Origin of the sequence: Sphingobium yanoikuyae (assembly GCF_034424525.1) — a bacterium.
Classification (GTDB): Bacteria; Pseudomonadota; Alphaproteobacteria; order Sphingomonadales; family Sphingomonadaceae; genus Sphingobium; species Sphingobium yanoikuyae.
In genome coordinates this window covers 417,052-435,025 of the sequence record NZ_CP139979.1, presented here as the reverse complement: position 1 = coordinate 435,025, position 17,974 = coordinate 417,052, and the positions used below count along the sequence as shown (strand labels likewise).

The following is a 17,974-nucleotide window of genomic DNA, read 5'->3' as shown; positions in this document are numbered from 1 at the left end:
GCATCCTTAATGCGTTTGACGATTTCGCTGGCCGCGCTCGCGCTGGCCATCATGCCTATGGCCGTCCAGGCCCAGGACGGGGACAAGAAGAAGGATGAGGCACCGGCCGCCGAAGCTGGCGTGCCCGCCCCCAATGTCTCGGTCACCCATCATAAGAGCGTGTTCGGCGGCAAGGCGATCAGCTACACCGCGACCACCGGCGAAACCTATCTGAAGGACAAGGATGGCAAGCCGCTCGCGGCCATCTATGCCACCGCCTATGTCAAGGATGGCGGCGACAAGAAGCGCCCGATCACCTTCCTCTATAATGGCGGCCCCGGCTCGGGCTCGCTCTGGCTGCACATGGGCGCCTTCGGCCCCAAGCGCGTGGTGCTGCCCGATGCGCAGGATGACGGCGCGCCGCCCTATCCGCTGGTCGACAATGCCGAATCGCTGCTCGACGTCACCGATCTTGTCTTCATCGATCCGGTCGGCACCGGCTTTTCCCACGCCATCGGCAAGAAGGATCCCAAGGATTATTGGGGCGTCTCCGCCGACGCAAAGTCGATCGCCGACTATATCCGCCTGTGGCTCAATGAGAATGGCCGCTGGTCCTCGCCCAAATATATCGGCGGCGAAAGCTATGGCACCACCCGTTCGGTCGCGCTGATCAACGAGCTTGAAGGCGGCTATAACGACGTCGCGGTCAACGGCATCATCCTGATCTCGTCGATCCTCGACTTCGGCGCCTCGGCCGAGGTGCAGGGCAATGAAATGCCCTATATCCTCAACCTCCCCTCGATGGCGACGACCGCCTGGTATCACAAGAAGATGGGCAATCCGCCCGCCACCGTGGCCGAAGCCGCCCAGCAGGCCCGCGCCTTCGCGATCGGCCCCTATGCCGCCGCGCTGCTGAAGGGCAATCAGTTGTCGGACCAGGAACGCGCCAGCGTCCGTGCCGAACTCGCCCGCCTCACCGGCCTGTCGGAGCAATTTGTCGACCATGCCGAACTGCGCATCACGCCCGGCCGTTTCTACAAGGAATTGCTGCGCGATCGCGGCGTCTCCATCGGTCGCCTCGACACCCGCTACACCGGCAAGGATTATGATGCGGCCGGCGAGGAGCCCGACAACGACCCCAGCTTCTACGCGATCGACGGCGCCTATACCGCGGCGATGAACAGCTATGCCCGCGACGAGCTGAAGTACAAGACCGACCGCAGCTATGTGACGATCGGCGGGGTCAGCGGCTGGGACTGGAAGCTGCAGGGCCAGCGCGGCCGCGACAGCGAAGTTTACGCCAGCGTCGCCCCTTATCTGAGCAAGGCGCTGCGCGAGAATAGCGGCCTCAAGGTATTCGTAGGCCAGGGCTGGTATGATTTCGCCACGCCCTTCTTCGGCGCCGAATATGCGATGAGCCGCACCGGCTTCGATCCCGCGCGGATCCAGTATCATTATTATGATGCCGGCCACATGATGTATGTCCGCCCCGACGACCTGCGCAAGCTGAGCGCGGATATCCGGGCGTTCATCTCGCAGCGATGATGATGATGCCGCCCGCCCGGAAATCAGCCGGGCGGGCGCTGTCTTCGCCTTCGAGGCCATCCAGCGCGCTTCCTGCCCGCTTATAGGCATTTCACACGAATATATTCGCTGCCGCCCGTCCGATAATATGCCTTCCAGAACAGGGGTCGCTTTGTCTTTTCACGGGGGCAAGGGGCGTTGGCGCGACAATCGGACCATGCAGGCCCAAGCGGGCGATCGTTACGCGCTTCGATGCTGGCGGTGCTCCTCGCAGCCGTCGCACCGTCGCAAGTCAGCGCCCAGGAAAGCGCCGACCTCTCCCCGCTCGCACATGGTTCAGGCGAAACGGCTTCGCCTGCCACCCTGACCGTGAATGAGTCCATCTCCTTCGATCTCGCCAGCCTCACGCCGAAGAAACAGCCGGAAACCGAACTGCCGGACGGTGTCGGTCCATCCATCGTCGTCGATACAGATAGTCCGGCTGCAATCGATCCCGACCGCTATCGCTCGCTCGGCAGCCGGATGGCGGCAGCCAAATGGGAAACATTGGGGCTCTTCGCCTATATCACCGCGACCCAGGCCTATTGGACCGACGACACGACATCCTTTCACTTCAAGGATGAAGGATGGTTCGGCAAGAACACCAACAATCTTGGCATCGACAAGCTGACGCACGCCTTCAACGCCTATCTCTTCGCAGAATTTCTCGGCGCACGCATCGCCCACAAGACTGATGACCGGGCTGCCGCCGCCTTGCCGGCCGCTCTGCTGTCGACCGCGCTGCAATTCTACGGCGAATTATGGGATGGGCATAAGAGCGACAGCGGCTTCTCCTACCAGGACATTGTCTTCAACACGGCCGGCGCGGCCTTTTCCGTGCTGCGGCACACCGTGCCGGGGCTGGAGGAGAAGCTGGATTTCCGGCTGATGATGGTGCCCAATTCCCATGTCTATTCCTTCAAGGGCAAGGAACATTATGAGCAGCAGCATTTCCTGCTGTCGCTCGAACTGGCCGGCTTCGATGGATTGAAGACCGGCCCCTTTCGCCTTGTGGAATTGCAGGTCGGCTATCGCGGCAAGGATTTCACCAATGCGGATATTGCCGCGGGCAAGGAGCCCAAGCGCGACATCTTCTTCGGCGTCGCGCTCAACATCAAGGAACTCTTCTTCAAGAACAGCCGGTCGCGGGTCGGCCGGATGATTGGCAGCGGCCTCAACTATTTCCAGATCCCCTATACGGGTCTCTATGATAATTACTGAGGGCGTTCCTTTCGATCTTTCTTAACGCTCCTGTCCTAGCCATGGGGCATGGCAGCGCGAAATCCGGATCTTGAGCGCAGGAAGCAGGCGTTCCGCAATCGTTTCCGGCGCGATCGCCTGGGCCTGTCCTATGCCCGGCATCCCGGTGGCGAAGGCCGCTTATTGTCCGAACGCGAGGCCCTCGCCTTCATCGGGCGCCATGATGACGCGCTCGAAAATCGGGCAAGATGGTTCGGCCGGGCGATCTGGGCCTCGGTGCTGCTGCCCATATTGCTTGGCATCGCATCCCATCGCCTGGACAGCATCTTCCTGGGGCTGTGCAGCGCGTTATCGCTTTTCACATGGCTATTTGCGGCCCTGTTTTTGGGCTACCGGCAAAGCCGGCTGGAACAGGATATCTGGGCGCAGGTCGAACGCCGTCCTGCCGTTCCGGCATTGAACCACCACGAAAGGGTCAAACGCGGCTATCGTCTGTCCCTGCGCGATTGGGCCTGCTTGATCCTTATTCTCCCGCTGATCTTCTTGGTGAAGTTGCCGTCCAATGCGCTGCCACCAGACTGGCAGGGCGTTCACAGCGTCGTCAAAACAGCAATGGTTGCGTTGGTCGCCCTCTGTCTCGTTCTGCTCCTGCTCCGCCGCCTGCTCCGCAAGCCTCGCCGGCCAGCACCGTAACAATCCCCCTTTAACGCCCGTAAAATCCCCTTATGCTCCTGCCCAGCAAGGGAGATTCAATCATATGCGCCACGCGCTCACGGCCTTTCTGGCCGCTGTCAGCTTTTCGTCCATCGCCGTCGCCCAAACCCCGGCTGCGCCGCCGCCGGCTCAGCCGGCCATGGTCCAGCCGACGCCCACGCCGCAGAGCGAACTGCCCGGCCTGATCGCCAGGGACATGGAGGGGCTGATGACCCTCTATCGTGACCTGCACGCCAATCCCGAACTCTCGCTGCAGGAGGTGAACACCGCCGCCAAGCTGGCCAAGCGCCTGAAAGCGATGAAGTTCGACGTGACCGAGAAGGTCGGCGGCACCGGCGTCGTCGCGGTGATGAAGAATGGCTCGGGCCCCGTCCTCCTCATCCGCGCCGACATGGACGGCCTGCCGGTGGTCGAGCAGACCGGCCTCGACTTCGCGTCCAAGGTCCGCACCAAGACGCCCGAAGGGGTAGAGACTGGCGTGATGCACGCCTGCGGCCATGACACCCACATGACCGCCTTCATCGAGACCGCCAAGCTGCTCTCGTCCAGCAAGGACAAGTGGAAGGGCACGCTGGTGATGATCCTGCAGCCGGCCGAGGAAGTGGGCAAGGGCGCCCGCGACATGCTGGAGGACGGACTCTACACCCGCTTCCCGCGCCCGACCCATGCCATCGCCTTCCATGACGCCGCCAATCTCCAGGCCGGCGTCGTCGGCTATACGCCGGGCTATGCTCTCGCCAATGTCGACAGCGTCGATATCGTGGTGAAGGGGCTGGGCGGCCATGGCGCCTATCCGCAGACGACCCGCGACCCGATCGTGCTGGGTTCGCGCATCGTCACCTCGCTGCAGACCCTGGTCAGCCGCGAACAGGATCCGCAGGATCCCGCCGTGGTCACCGTCGGCAGCTTCCAGGCCGGCGCCAAGCACAACATCATCCCCGACCAGGCGCTACTGCTGCTGACCGTGCGCAGCTATTCGGACGAGACCCGCGCGAAGCTGATCAAGGGGATCGAGCGGATCGCCCGTGGCGAGGCGATTGCGGCGGGCGTGCCCGACGACAAGATGCCGGTCGTCAGCGTCAAGGACGAGTTCACCCCGTCCACCTACAATCCGCCCGAATTCGCCGAACAGATGGGCGCGCTGCTCAAGGGGCATTTCGCCGAGGGCCGCGTGGTCAAGACCCCGGCGGTGATGGGCGGCGAGGATTTCGGCCGCTTCTACCGCGCCGACAAGTCGATCAACAGCTTCATCTTCTGGGTCGGCGGCGTGCCGGCGGACAAGATGGCAGCGGCGCAGGCTGGCCAGATCACCCTGCCCTCGCTGCATAGTCCGTTCTGGGCGCCGGAGGCCGACAAGGTGATCGCCACCGCCAGCGAGGCGATGACCGTCCTCGCCATGGATATCCTGAAGAAGGATTGAGCTTATACGCTGACCGCGCAGCGGCGCCGATGCATGTCCATCAGCGCCAGCGCGGTCAGCGCCACGCCCAGCCCCAGGATCATGTCGACCAGATAATGGGTGCCCTCGACCGGCGTCGACAGCAGCATCGCCGCGTTGAGCGCGACAATCGGCCAGCGTAGCGCCGCGATCCGCCAGCCCGCCGCGATATACAGCACCGCCGCCGCGGTATGGAAGCTGGGCGCCGACACGATGCCGCGCAACTGCCCCAGATCGATGGCATGGACCGCATGCGTCCGCAGCGCCGGGATCAGCCCCTGCTGCCACAGCTCGCTTTCGGGCATGTAGCGAATCGGTTCGTGCCACAGATAGGAGAATGGCCCGACCGCCGGCATCAGGCTGAACAGGATCAGGGTGATGACCGCCGCCAGCCAGAAGGTCGCGATGAAGCGCCAGGCCCGTTCCTGCTCGCCCGCCCGCGCCATGCACCATAGCAGCAGGGCCGGCGTCACATAGATGCTGCGATAGGCGGCCGTTTCCAGAAATTGGAGGCCCCGGTGCGATGCCGTCAGCCGATACCAATGGAGCCAGTCGAACCCCAGCGCCGCGTCGATGCGCTGCAAGGTCGCGTCGGCATAGCCATGGGTCAGCGCCGCCACGGGATAGCTGGCCGCCGCCCCCATGACCGAGATCAGCGTGAACAGGCCGACATAGGTGGCAAATGGCGCCACCGTCCCGGCATGGCGCCAGCCGCTGCGCGGCAGGCCGAAGCGCAGCGCCAGCAACAGCGCCGCCGCCGCGCCATAGGCGATGCTGCTCACCTGCCAGAAATCGATGCGCAGGTCCGCCATGTCCAGCAGCAGGGCGAGCAGCACCATGCTCACACCCAGCGCCGCCAGAAAATGCCGCCGGATCGCCAATGGTCTCGTGACAATCGGCACCCGACGCGCCGTCTGCGCGGCAACAGGCTCAGCCAGGGGCCAGGAGGTTTCGATCGACGGCATCACGCATATGTCCGGGAAGAAAGGCGGAAAGGCCGCCCTTCCGCCTCCCGTGCTTAAGCTGCGATGAACCGTTGCATAACGCCCCTGTCAGGGCTGCAACAACCACCCCGCGCCACCGCCCAGCGCGATGATCGCCGGCATGCTCCACCGCCCCTTGATCCGCCAGGCGCAGAGCGCGCCGACCAGCAGGATCAGGCCCGCCGCCCAGAGCCGGTCCGCCCGCATTGCCGCCGCCCAGCCCAGTTGCACCAGCGTCGCCGCGATCACCCCGACCACCGCTGCCGCGACCCCCGCGAGTAGATGATGAAGCGCCGGATTTTCGACCAGCGCCTCCAGCCGCTCATAGAAGATCAGGGAAAAGGCGAAGGCTGGCAGGAACATGCCCGCCGTGATCGCCAGCGCGCCGCCCAGCCCCCCGGCCATATAGCCGGCAAAGGTCGCGAAGATGACCAGCGGCGCGGGCAATATGCCGGCCAGCGCCACCCCGTCGAGGAACAGCCCATCCGACAGCCAGCCGCGCCCGACCGTATCGCCGCGCACATAGGGAATGGCGGTATAGGCGCCGCCAAAGGTCAGCAGCCCGCCCTTCAGCCCGGCAATGAACAGCAGCAGCATGTCGGGTCGCGCGGCACCAACCACAATCGGGATCGGCGCGACCGCCACTGTCCCCTTGTGCAGCAGCAACGCCAGCATGACCGCCCCGACCAGCACTGCGCCGATCAATATGGGCCGTGCGCGAAAGGCATGGACCAGCCCCGCCGCCAGCAACGGAATCCAGAAAGGGGTGCCGAGCAAAGTCGCGGCAAAGGCGCCCACCGCCAGCGCCCAGAGCAACCGGTCCTCCAGCACATGGCCGCCGATCCGCTGCACCGCGCGCGCAATGATCGCCAGCACCACCAGCTGAATGCCGAACAGCACCGGTAGCGCCCAGCCCGCGCCGGCGATCCAGTCGCGATAGAGCCAGGCGGCGACCAGCATCAGCAGCAGACCGGGCAGCATGAAGCCCAGCCCCGCCAGCAGCCCGCCAATCCGCCCGCGCGCCATCATGCCCATATGGACGCATAGTTCATGGGCTTCGGGGCCCGGCAATATCTGCATCACTGCCAGCAAGCGGTTGAAGCGCGGCCCGGACAGCCAGCGTTCCTCCTCCACCAAGGTCTGACGCAGCATCGCGATCTGCGCGACCGGCCCGCCAAAGGCCAGGCAGCCAAAGCGCAGGAATTTGAGAAACAGCGGGAACAGGCGGATCGGCGGCGGACCATCATCCAGTGTCGTCATCGTCATCGGCTCCTGCCGCAGGCGCGGCGCATGGAGCGGAACTTGGACGATCATCGCCTGAACGGGCGCCCGCACGGCCCGTTGGCGCTCATCATAGCATCGCGCGCCGCGAAGAAAAGAGGCGGCGCAACAGGATGGGGCGGCCGTTCAGCCGCCCCTCCCGAACGGACGATCAGGCGCCGAAGCCGCCGTCGATCGTGTGCATGGCGCCGGTGACGATGCCGGCTTCCGGCCCCGCCAGATAGGCGGCCAGCCCGGCAATTTCCTCGCCCGTGGCATGGCGCTTGATCGCCATGAAGCCGTGCATGGTGGCGCTCATCGGGCCATCAGCCGGGTTCATGTCGGTATTGGTCGGGCCGGGCTGGATGATGTTGACGGTAATGCCGCGCGCGCCGAAGTCGCGGGCCAGGCCACGGGCCATGCCCTGCAGCGCCGACTTGGTCAGCGCATAGGCCGCACCGCCCTCGAACGGCATGCGATCGCCATTGACCGAACCGATGACGATGATGCGACCACCGTCGTTCATCTGCCGCGCCGCCTCGACCGCCGCATGATAGGGCGCGCGGACATTGATATCGATCATCCGGTCGACCGCATCGGCGTCCAGCGTCAGCGGATCGCCCAGCACCAGCGTGCCGGCATTGACGACCAGCACGTCGAGCGCGCCCTCGCCCGCCACCACGTCGATCACCGCCTGGCGATCGGCCGCGTCGGAGCGGATGGCACGGGCGCCGACATCGGCAGCAAGCGCGGTGGCGGCATCCTGCGACCCGGCATAGGTGAAGGCGACATCGGCGCCGTCACCGGCGAAGCGCCGCACGATCGCGGCACCGATACCCCGGCTGCCGCCGAGGACGAGGACTTTCTTGGCAGTGAAATCGGTCATGGGACAATTCCTTGCTAAATTTGTAATGATCGCTATATAAATCACCAATCGCGCCCGTCAAGGATTTTTGTAATGACCATTAAAGAAAAAGCCAAGAGCCGGGGCCGCCCGCGTTCCTTCGACGAGGACGCCGCCCTTTCTGCGGCGCAGGCACTGTTTCATCAACATGGCTATGATGGTGTCGGCGTTGCCGCGCTGGCGCAGGCGATGGGGATCAATCCGCCCAGCCTCTATGCCGCTTTCGGTGACAAGGCGGCCCTGTTCGACCGGGTGCTGGCGCGCTACGCCCGCAATGCCCTGCCGGTGGACGATATCCTTGTGCCCGGCACGCCGCCAGCCACCGCACTTACCGAACTGCTGCGGACCGCCGCGCGCATCTATGCCGCCGACCCGGCCGCGCCGGGTTGCATGGTGCTGGAGGCCGCACGGAGCGCCGACGCCACCGCCGCCGCACAGGCGCGCTGCTGGAAGGACAGGAGCGTCGACCGGGTCCGGGACTATCTGACCCCCGGCCATCCCGAGCAGGCGCTGCCGGTCGCCGACTATATGGTGGCGGTGATGTCCGGCCTGTCGTCCGATGCCCGCAACGACAAGCCGGTCGAGCGGCTGCTCGCCATCGCTGACATGGCCGGCCTCGCGCTGAAAGCGGCCCTGGCCAGCCGCTGATCTATTGGGGCCGATGCCCTTTGCGCCATTTGGTGAACAGATGGCGCGCCAGCATCAGCGGCGGCATCCGCAGCCAGTGGGACCGCACGAAAAAGGCGAAGACCAGCGCTTTGCGCGTCTCCTGCCCCCAGCCGTTGCGCGCCAGCAACCGGCTGATGAAAGCTCGGTCGCTCCAACGCAATTTATAATCGACCTCTATAGGCGCTCGATAGGCTTTGACCTCGGTATCGAAGAGATGACGAGAGAGGCGTAACGCGCGCCAAACTGCTGCGGTCAATTGGTGATGCGCCGCCTTCTCGAAGAGACAGAGATAAAAATCATCCTGTCGTTCCGACGATTCCTCACAAAGGCAATGAATATCCCACAGGTTACGCAGACCGCCCTGCAAATCGCCGTCCGCCAGCAGATGCGCTGCCGCATGACAGACCCGGTCCTCCGCGCACAGCATATATAATCCATCGGTTATCAGGATCGCGTCCGCCATCATCGCGGCGGCATCCGGCGTGGGCCGCGCGGTCAGCGGCAGCACGGTATGATGCACGTCGATCATCCGATCGCGCTCGGTGTGGATCATCGGCGGCAGCTCATGCATCCACCGCCGATAATAGGCGTCGTCATACGGGTCTTCCTTGACCCATTCCCAACCGGCCGCAATCAGCGCATCGGCCGCCGCGTCGATCCGGTCGCGCGGCACCAATATGTCGAGATCGCCGATGAAACGCCCCTGGCCGGCCGGAAGGCCCGCCGCCGCATAGGCCGTCCCCTTGAGCAGGATCACCGGCAGCCCGATCGGCGCCAGCGCCGCCCGCGCGCGGTCCGCTTCCCATATCGCCTGGCGCGCCTCCCGCGCCGCATCCTCCCGTGCATCCGCCAGGATCGGCCGCGCGGCATCGGGCACGGCCTGCCCCTCCAGCCGGAAGGCGAGCGTGCCGATCAGCCGTTCCGCCCGCGCCATCGCGATCAGACTGTTCCAGCCGGCCGCATCCAGCCCCGCCGTCGTCGCCGGATCGCGCAAGGCCCCGACCAGCAGCGCCGCGCTCATGCGATCTCGCTCCACAGCCGATCGACCAGGGCGATCGCCGCCTCGCCCGAGGGGAAGTCGATCGCCCGCGCCGGCACCTGCGCCACGAAGCGCGTTAGCGCGGCAAAGCCCGGCTCGCCCAGCGCGACATAATTGGTCGATGCCTGGGTCAGCCGCATGAACACCTCCCCCTGCCCTACCGGCCGTTCCGCCGGCCCTGAGCCAAAGCGCGGGAACAGCAGCAGCGCCGGCATCCCGCCCTCGCCCATCCGCGCCACCGCGTCGGCGCGCGGCACCATATGGCGGATATCGCCCTTGGCCGTCGCGCCCAGCAGCGACCCCATGCGCGCACCCGGCACCTCGCCCGCGATCACGTCGATCGCCTTGTTCTTGAGCGACACCAGCCGGGGAAAGGGCAGGATCGCCCCGCTGTCGAGATCGAGCAGCGCAAACTCGTCGCCCATCAGCCGCCAGCCACGCTCGCTCAGCTGCGCCGCCAGCGTCGATTTGCCCGATCCGGACTCGCCGGTCATCACCAGCACCCGCCCGTCCTTCTCGACACTCGACGCGTGGAGCAGCAGATGTCGGCGCCAGCCCAGCGCCATCTGCAGATTCATCCCCATTTCCGCCGCCAGCAGCCCGTGGGCCAGGCTCATCGGCGCGGCATCGGCCAGGCCATGGTCGCCGGTGATGAAGATGGACGGTCGCACCCAGCGCCGGATCGCGCTGGTCGGCTGCAAGCGCACGGTGAAATCGGCGATGGCTCCCTCGACATCGGGATAATCGGCATAGAGGCGCTTCAACTGGTCGATCGGCTGGGCCCAGGCGGAACCGATGCGGAAGGTCGCCGGGCCGATGCGCAGGGTCAGGCTGTGCCTCATGCCGGGCGCACCAGCCCGATCCGGTCGAGATAGGCGAGATGCTGGCCGATCTCGCCCACCACATCGCCCTCGCCCAGATCATAGAGCAGGGCCAGCCGATCGCGCAGCATCGCCGCGCTCGCCGGCAGGCCGTCGGCCATGGCGTCCAATATCTCGGGCACCGGGCTGATCACCATATGGGTCTGGCCCGACGGGCGATGATAGAGCAGGACGATATCATCCAGCGGCCGGACGATGATCGCCTCCGCCCCTTCTCGACGATAAACTTCTTCCCTGACCACGCGTCCGGCACCTCCATGGCTCCCTCTTGCCCTAAAGCCAAAAGGGTAGCCAAGTGCCTAACGCATCAGGGAAAGGCCTGCAGCGCAACGCCGACCGGAAGCTCCCGCGCGCCGACCGTCATCAGCGCGCGCATATAGGTGTCGAGCGCCCGGTCCAGCCCATGTTCGCGCACCGCCTGCGCCAGTTGCTCGGGCGGCGCAGGATGGGCCAGCGCCCATTCGATCGCACGGGCAAAGCCATCGACATGGCCGACCGGCACCGGCGGATGCTGGCCGGCGGCGGCCAGCAGCGGATGGATATTGCGGGTGCAATCGGTCGCCACCACGCCCGCGCCACAGCCCAGCGCCTCGATCATCGTGCCGGCCAGCCCTTCCCAGCAGGACGGCTGCAACAGCAGGTCCGCTTCGGCAAACAGGCTGGCCATGCGGTGCGGACAATCGACGAAGCCCAGAAACTCGACCCGGTCCGACAGGCCCAACCGCGTGCATTGCGCCTCCAACTGGGCGCGCAGCGGTCCCTGCCCGACGATGCGCAGCCGCCAGTCGCGGCCCCGCAATTGCGCCAGCGCGGCCAGCGCGGTCGCCTGGTCCTTCTGCGGCGCCAGCCGCCCGACCATCAGCAATTGCGCCGGGCGCTGCGGGCAACAGGCGGTGCCGCGATCGTTGCAGGCCTGTTCCATCAGCCGGGTGACGGTGGGGCGCGGCATCAGCCGCACGTCGCGACCGCCCAACGGCCCTTCCTCGGCCAGCAATTGCCGGTCGGTCTCGCCCATGACGATGGTCATGCTGCAGGCCCTGGCAATCGCGCGAAACCGGGTCTTGCGCGCCCAGGCGGACAGGCCCTGCTGTCCCGGCCGGACGATCGGGTTGGAAATGCGGCCGACCGCGCGGGTCTGCGTGCCCAACGTCGCGGCGGCGACCAGCATGTTGCTCTGGTTACCAGCCGAATAGACGACATCGGGCCGATGGCGCCGCACCATCGCCGCCAGCGGCAGGAATTGGGCGATCATCGACAGCCGCCGGACCCAGCGCGGCGCACAGACACGGCGAACCGTCAGCGCAGGGTCGATCATCCCGGCCAGCGGCCCGTCCAGATGCGCCAGCCATAATTCGACCCGCAGGCCGCGCCGATGGAGATGATTGGCAAGCTGGATCGCGACCCGGTCAAGCCCCCCGTCACCGGGGCGATAGAGATAGACGACCGCGAATGGAGAATGTGCCGCCACCTGGCGTGCATGGAACATGGTGTCGCCCTTGCGCTCGACGGAAATGTCGATGCTTCGACGCCGTCAACGCGGGCGACCCGTAATCGGTTCTTTCAGTTCAACCCGGCTTTAGGGCTTAGCGTGGCATTTGCAGCGATGCGAAACAGGTGAAGCCGCTCTGTCCCGACTGCAACCGACGGATATAATTCAGATAGGCCTGGTTCTGTTCATAGCTGGTGCCCGGCAGCGGCCGGCCGCGCAGCGCCTGCTTGACCTGCTCGCCGGTATAGGTGCGCCCCGTCGCCGGATAGGCGCCCGGCGTTCCCGCCGGCACCATCTGGCCATTGGGCGCGATATAATTGCCCGACCGCGACGGATCAGGCACGGGGATGGTGCAGTTGAGAACAGACGCCGCCGTATTGGCCAGCGCCGGGCGGATCGACACGATCGCCGATGCCGCAACCGCGCCGCCCATCAGCAACTGGCGCCGCGAAGGGACGGCCAGATCGGGCGCTACGGCTTGGTTCGTCGCCTTTTCAGGCTCCACGCTTTCCGGTCCGGGGATGGGCTCGCTCATGTCACAATGTTCCGCTATCGCGCTTGCCAAAGCGTAAATATTGGGCGCTATTCTCTGTAGCCATCGCAGCAAATGCGCGCAAAATCCAGCACGGTAACCATGAATCGACTGACAATTTCTCAGATTACAGCCTCGCTGGCCGTGCTTCTACTCGGCACTGGTGGCGCACTGATTCTCGGCGGATCACCGCTCGCCATCGCGCTGCCGGTACTCGCCGGCCTGATCGTGCTGGTCATCACGGCCGAAGGCGTGCCGGTCGGCCGCGACGTGCCGACGATCGCGCTCGATGCGCCCGACCTGTTCGCCCATCCCGATTTTCCCGGCCTGCTGGAAGCCATTTCCGATCCGCTGATGCTGGTCGAACGGGGCCGGATCGTCCATGCCAACCAGGCCGCCAAACGCCTGCTCGGCAGCCATATAGAGGGGGAGGATGCGCGCATCGCGATCCGCCACCCCGCCGCCGCCGAGCGGCTGGCCAGCATTGCCCCACTCGCCGAACCGGTGATGATCGAACTGGTGGGCCTGGGCACCCGCGAACAGCGCTGGCAGATGCGCATCGCCTCGGTGGGCGCAGTCGGCGACATGCGGCGCCTCGTCCATCTGGTCGACCATAGCGGCACCTATGCGGCCGAGCGGATGCGCGTCGATTTCGTCGCCAATGCCAGCCATGAACTGCGCACCCCGCTGGCCGGCATATTGGGCTTCATCGAGACGCTGGCCGACCCAGAACTGGGCAAGGATGTCGAAACCCGCAAGCGCTTCCTCAAGATCATGGACGGCGAAGCGCGCCGGATGCAGCGGCTGATCGACGATCTCATCTCATTGAGCCGGATCGAGGCGGAGAAATATCGCCTGCCCGAAGCCGCCGTCGACCTGTCGGAACTGACCGCCGAAGTGGTCGGCGTGTTCCGCACCAGCAATGGCGATCGCGGCCGTGAGGTGGAGATGGAGATCACCCCCGGCCTGCCCGCTATCCAGGGCGACCGCGCCCAATTGTCGCAACTCATCCACAATCTGGTCGGCAATTCGGTCAAATATGGCCGCCCCGGCACGCCGATCCATGTCACCCTGGGCGAAGGGCCCAGCGGCATGGTGCGCCTTTCCGTGGCGGACGAAGGCGAAGGCATCGGCCCCGATCACCTCCCTCGCCTGACCGAACGATTCTATCGCGTCGATTCGGGGCGCAGCCGGGCGATGGGCGGCACCGGCCTGGGCCTGGCCATCGTCAAACATATTGTCGAACGGCATCGTGGCCGGCTGGATATTTCCAGCGTCCTTGGAAAAGGCACCAATGTCAGCATCTTGCTGCCCGGCGCCCCGGCCGACGACACGGCGACCAAGACCAGGGCGTAAGAAAATTTCACGCCGAAGACGCGATCCGGCCCCTATGTCATGAAAATGCAATCTGACTGTCACAAAGGCGCGATGGTCCGCGGCTAGGCGCCTCCCTGAGGGGCGCGACATTGCGAATCGCGGCCTGTTAGTTGGAGGTTTCCGTGAAGCAATTCGCCCTTTTCGCCGCGACCGCTGTGGCCGCTCTTTCGCTTGCCGGCTGCGGCGACCAGTCGGGCGGCGGCGCTGGTGCGACCCGTGACCAGATCCGCGCGGTCGGTTCCTCCACCGTCTATCCCTTCGCCACTGCGGTCGCCGAACTGTTCGTGCAGGGCAATCCCGGCATGAAGTCGCCGATCATCGAATCGACCGGCACCGGCGGCGGCATGAAGCTGTTCTGCGCCGGCGTCGGCGCCCAGCATCCCGACATTGCCGACGCCTCGCGCCGCATGAAGAAGGCCGAGTTCGATCAGTGCCAGAGCAATGGCGTGAAGGACATCATCGAGATCCAGGTCGGCGTCGACGGTCTCGCCTTCGCCGAGAGCAAGCAGGGCCCCGGCCTCAAGCTCACCCCCAAGATCGTCTATGAGGCGCTGGCCGCCAATCCCTATGGCAAGGGCCCGAACAAGGCCCAGACCTGGAAGGATGTCGACCCCAGCCTGCCCGCCATCGCCATCTCCGTCTTCGGCCCGCCCTCGACCAGCGGTACCCGCGACTCGCTTGCCGAACTGATCCTGACCAAGGGTTGCGAGACCGACCCGGCGATGGAAGAACTCAAGAAGAAGAGCGAGGACGAGTTCAAGGCCACCTGCACCCGCGTGCGCGAGGATGGCAAATATGTGGACTCGGGCGAGAATGACAATCTGATCGTCCAGAAGCTGGGTGCCAACCCCAACGCCGTCGGCGTCTTCGGCTACAGCTTCCTGGAAGAGAATAAGGACACGCTGAAGGACGTGCCGATCAACGGCATCGAAGCCAGCTACGAGACCGTCTCGACCGGCCAATATCCCGGCGCCCGCCCGCTCTACATCTATGTGAAGAAGGCGCATATGCAGGCGATCCGTGGCCTGCAGGGCTTCCTCGACACCTTCGCCGCCAACTGGAACCCCGACGGTGCGCTGACCAAGCGCGGCATGGTCGCGGCGCCGGAAGACGTGCGCAAGAAGAGCGCGGAAATCGTCAAGTCGCTCAGCGTCCTCGACGGTTCGCAGCTGAAGTAAGGGCATCATGACCGGTCCTGCAATCCTCCTGCTGCTGGCGGGCCTGGGCGCGATCGCCTGGGTCAGTGCCCGCGCCCGTGCGCTGCGCCTTGCCGGCGTGGCGCGCGCCAGCGGCCGCCGCGACGCGGTACACAGCCTGCCCGGCTATCATGGCTGGTATGTCGCGCTGTGGACGCTGATCCCCGCCGGCATCTTCCTGGCGGTATGGGCCAATGTCTCGCCCGGCCTCGTCACCCAGTCGGTCCTAGCCGACCCGGCGGCGCAGAGCCTGCCGATGGACGGCTTCTCCCGCTCCGCCATCCTGGGCGAGGCACGGGCGATCGCCACCGGTGCGCAAGCCGGCGCCTTCAACCCGGCCGCCAATGCGCTGGTCGAACCCTATCGCACCGCGCTCAGCCATTATGGCATTGCCGGCGCGGTGCTGGCGCTGGTGCTCGCCTTTGCCGGCGGCGCCTATGCCTTCACCCGCGTCCGTCCGGACTTCCGTGCCCGCACACGGGTCGAGCGACTGGTCATGGCAACGCTGCTGATCGCCTCGCTGATCGCGATCATCACCACGCTCGGCATCGTCGCCTCGCTCCTGTGGGAAAGCTTCCGCTTCTTCTCCATGGTGAACCCGATCGACTTCCTGTTCGGCACCAAATGGAGCCCGCAGTCGGCCGCCATGGGTTATGGCAATGAGGACGCGTTCGGCGCGGTGCCGCTCTTCTGGGGCACGATCTTCATCGGCGCGATCATCGCCATGATCGTCGCCATCCCGCTCGGCCTGATGAGCGCCATCTACCTCACCCAATATGCCAGCCCCACGGTGCGCAAGTGGATGAAGCCGACGCTGGAGATGCTCGCGGGCGTGCCCACCGTCGTCTATGGCTATTTCGCCGCGCTCACCATTGCGCCGGCCCTGCGCGATTTTGCGGTGATGATCGGCATCCACGGCGCCTCTTCGGAAAGCGCGCTGGCCGCCGGCCTCGTCATGGGCGTGATGATCATCCCGTTCGTCTCCTCCATGGCCGATGACAGCATCGCCGCCGTGCCGCAGTCGATGCGCGACGGCAGCCTGGCGATGGGCGCCACCACCAGCGAGACGATCAGCCGCGTGCTGATCCCCGCCGCCCTGCCCGGCGTCGTCGGCGGCGTGCTGCTCGCCGTCAGCCGCGCCATCGGCGAGACGATGATCGTGGTGATGGCCGCCGGTCTGGCTGCCAACCTCACCCTCAACCCCTTTGCCAGCGTGACCACGGTGACGACCCAGATCGTCCAGTTGCTGACCGGCGACCAGGAGTTTGACAGCGCCAAGACGCTTGCCGCCTTCGCACTCGGCCTGGTGCTGTTCATCGTCACCCTGCTGCTCAACATCGTGGCCCTGCGGGTCGTGAAGAAATATCGCGAGGCTTACGAATGAGCCCGGCTATACAAAATCCGTTCGGGCTGAGCCTGTCGAAGCCCATCACTGAGCGAAGCGAAGTGGCTTCGCTACGCTCAGCCCTGCCCTTCGACTTCGCTCAGGGCGAACGGGGAATGAAACGATGAGTGCCAAGAACCCCACCGACTGGAAGTCGGACGCCATGCGCAAGCGGATCGCCCGGCGCTATGCCGCCGAGCGCCGCTTCAAGGCCGCCGGCATGGCCGCCGTGCTGCTCAGCGCCGCCTTCCTTGCCTTCCTGCTCTTCACCATGGTCGGCAACGGCATGCGCGGCTTCACCCGCACGGAAATCGCCCTCAAGGTCGATTTCCCGGCCTCGCCGCTGCTGCTCGATCCGGCCAACATCACCGATGAAGCGCTGGCCAACGCCAATCTGCCGATGGTGACCAGCGCCGTCGCGCAAAAGGCATTGGGCAAGGATGCCGACGCGATGATCTCGCCCAGCGCCTGGATTGCCATCCGCGACGCGATCAAGGCCGATCCCAAGATCCTCGCCCGCACCGAGACGATCGACGTGCCCGCCGCGACCGCGATCGACCTCGCCGCCAAGAGCAAGGGCTCGCCCGAGGCCGAGGCCCAGGTCGCACGCCTGCGTCAGGCTGGCCTGCTCGCCACCGGCATCAACTGGGGCTTCCTGACCGCCAGCGACGGCACCGATCCGACCCAAGTCGGCATCTGGGGCGCGTTCAAAGGGTCGCTGCTGACCATGTTGGTGACGCTGGTGCTCAGCTTCCCGATCGGCGTCGCTACGGCGCTCTATCTGGAGGAATATGCCCGCAAGAGCTGGTGGACCGACATCATCGAAGTGTCGATCAACAATCTGGCGGCCGTGCCCTCGATCATCTTCGGCCTGCTCGGCCTGTCGATCTTCCTCAATCTGCTGCACCTGCCCCGTTCGGCCGCGCTGGTCGGCGGCATGACCCTGGCGCTGATGACCATGCCGGTCATCGTCATCGCCGGCCGCAACGCGATCAAGTCGGTGCCGCCCAGCATCCGCGACGCCGCGCTCGGCATTGGCGCCTCGCCGGTCCAGGTCGTGTTCCAGCATGTGCTGCCGCTGGCCCTGCCCGGCATCCTGACCGGCACGATCATCGGCATGGCCCGCGCGCTCGGTGAAACCGCGCCGCTGCTGATGATCGGCATGCGTGCCTTCATCGCCACGCCGCCCGGCGGCATCGTCGATCCGGCCACCGTCCTGCCGGTGCAGATCTTCCTCTGGTCCGATGAAGTCTCGAAGGGCTTCGTCGAAAAGACCTCGGCCGCGATCATCGTCCTGCTGGCTTTCCTGCTCGCGATGAACGGCCTCGCCATCTACCTGCGCAACAAGTTTGAAAAACTGTGGTAA

Annotated in this window: 17 protein-coding genes; 9 read left to right on the top strand and 8 right to left on the bottom strand. The window is 65.6% G+C overall.

What is annotated here, in order from left to right:
- Window positions 1-9 precede the first annotated feature (9 nt).
- From U0025_RS02050 to U0025_RS02035, 4 genes are all read left to right on the top strand, one after another.
- A complete protein-coding gene (locus tag U0025_RS02050; protein ID WP_004210890.1) occupies window positions 10-1,524 on the top strand; it encodes a S10 family peptidase in 1,515 nt (504 codons plus the stop codon).
- A gap of 231 nt (window positions 1,525-1,755) precedes the next feature.
- Window positions 1,756-2,763: a DUF2279 domain-containing protein gene (locus U0025_RS02045; RefSeq protein WP_004210889.1), complete on the top strand. Its 1,008-nt coding sequence runs from the start codon at window positions 1,756-1,758 to the stop codon at window positions 2,761-2,763.
- Between the two features lie 48 nt (window positions 2,764-2,811).
- Window positions 2,812-3,435, top strand: a complete 624-nt coding sequence (locus U0025_RS02040) for a hypothetical protein (RefSeq protein ID WP_004210887.1) — start codon at window positions 2,812-2,814, stop codon at window positions 3,433-3,435.
- 64 nt (window positions 3,436-3,499) lie between these two features.
- On the top strand, window positions 3,500-4,876 hold the full coding sequence (locus tag U0025_RS02035; RefSeq protein ID WP_004210886.1) for an amidohydrolase: 1,377 nt from the start codon (window positions 3,500-3,502) through the stop codon (window positions 4,874-4,876).
- Between the two features lie 2 nt (window positions 4,877-4,878).
- Here the strand turns inward: U0025_RS02035 and U0025_RS02030 are convergent, their stop codons facing one another.
- The 3 genes from U0025_RS02030 to bdcA all read right to left on the bottom strand — a co-directional run bounded on the left by U0025_RS02030 (window position 4,879) and on the right by bdcA (window position 8,023).
- Window positions 4,879-5,859, bottom strand: coding sequence for a phosphatase PAP2 family protein (locus U0025_RS02030; protein ID WP_004210884.1), 981 nt, complete (start codon window positions 5,857-5,859; stop codon window positions 4,879-4,881).
- 87 nt (window positions 5,860-5,946) lie between these two features.
- The gene (chrA, locus tag U0025_RS02025; RefSeq protein ID WP_004210883.1) at window positions 5,947-7,137 is read right to left on the bottom strand and encodes a chromate efflux transporter; all 1,191 of its coding nucleotides are present in this window, start codon (window positions 7,135-7,137) and stop codon (window positions 5,947-5,949) included.
- 172 nt (window positions 7,138-7,309) lie between these two features.
- On the bottom strand, window positions 7,310-8,023 hold the full coding sequence (bdcA, locus tag U0025_RS02020; protein ID WP_004210882.1) for an SDR family oxidoreductase: 714 nt from the start codon (window positions 8,021-8,023) through the stop codon (window positions 7,310-7,312).
- 72 nt (window positions 8,024-8,095) lie between these two features.
- Here bdcA and U0025_RS02015 point away from each other — a divergent pair, with 72 nt between their 5' ends.
- Entirely contained in the window at window positions 8,096-8,689 is a 594-nt protein-coding gene (locus U0025_RS02015; protein WP_004210880.1) for a TetR/AcrR family transcriptional regulator, read from the top strand.
- A 1-nt stretch (window position 8,690) separates the two neighbouring features.
- Here U0025_RS02015 and U0025_RS02010 read toward each other — a convergent pair whose 3' ends face one another.
- From U0025_RS02010 to U0025_RS01990, 5 genes are all read right to left on the bottom strand, one after another.
- Complete coding sequence (locus tag U0025_RS02010; protein WP_004210879.1) at window positions 8,691-9,731, bottom strand: nucleotidyltransferase domain-containing protein; 1,041 nt, start codon at window positions 9,729-9,731, stop codon at window positions 8,691-8,693.
- On the bottom strand, window positions 9,728-10,591 hold the full coding sequence (locus U0025_RS02005) for an HprK-related kinase A (protein ID WP_004210878.1): 864 nt from the start codon (window positions 10,589-10,591) through the stop codon (window positions 9,728-9,730). The genes U0025_RS02010 and U0025_RS02005 overlap by 4 nt, the downstream gene beginning before the upstream one ends.
- A complete protein-coding gene (locus U0025_RS02000; protein ID WP_004210877.1) occupies window positions 10,588-10,872 on the bottom strand; it encodes an HPr-rel-A system PqqD family peptide chaperone in 285 nt (94 codons plus the stop codon). The genes U0025_RS02005 and U0025_RS02000 overlap by 4 nt, the downstream gene beginning before the upstream one ends.
- Window positions 10,873-10,937: 65 nt before the next feature.
- The gene (locus tag U0025_RS01995; RefSeq protein ID WP_004210875.1) at window positions 10,938-12,116 is read right to left on the bottom strand and encodes a glycosyltransferase; all 1,179 of its coding nucleotides are present in this window, start codon (window positions 12,114-12,116) and stop codon (window positions 10,938-10,940) included.
- 97 nt (window positions 12,117-12,213) lie between these two features.
- Entirely contained in the window at window positions 12,214-12,654 is a 441-nt protein-coding gene (locus tag U0025_RS01990; protein ID WP_004210874.1) for a hypothetical protein, read from the bottom strand.
- A 99-nt stretch (window positions 12,655-12,753) separates the two neighbouring features.
- On the opposite strand from U0025_RS01990, the gene U0025_RS01985 reads away from it, so the two are divergent.
- The 4 genes from U0025_RS01985 (at window position 12,754) to pstA (ending at window position 17,974) form a co-directional block, all read left to right on the top strand.
- A complete protein-coding gene (locus U0025_RS01985) occupies window positions 12,754-14,007 on the top strand; it encodes an ATP-binding protein (protein WP_004210870.1) in 1,254 nt (417 codons plus the stop codon).
- Window positions 14,008-14,150: 143 nt separating this feature from the next.
- On the top strand, window positions 14,151-15,206 hold the full coding sequence (locus tag U0025_RS01980; RefSeq protein ID WP_004210869.1) for a substrate-binding domain-containing protein: 1,056 nt from the start codon (window positions 14,151-14,153) through the stop codon (window positions 15,204-15,206).
- Window positions 15,207-15,213: 7 nt separating this feature from the next.
- The gene (gene pstC / locus U0025_RS01975) at window positions 15,214-16,608 is read left to right on the top strand and encodes a phosphate ABC transporter permease subunit PstC (protein WP_004210867.1); all 1,395 of its coding nucleotides are present in this window, start codon (window positions 15,214-15,216) and stop codon (window positions 16,606-16,608) included.
- A gap of 124 nt (window positions 16,609-16,732) precedes the next feature.
- Window positions 16,733-17,974, top strand: a complete 1,242-nt coding sequence (pstA, locus tag U0025_RS01970; protein ID WP_004210864.1) for a phosphate ABC transporter permease PstA — start codon at window positions 16,733-16,735, stop codon at window positions 17,972-17,974.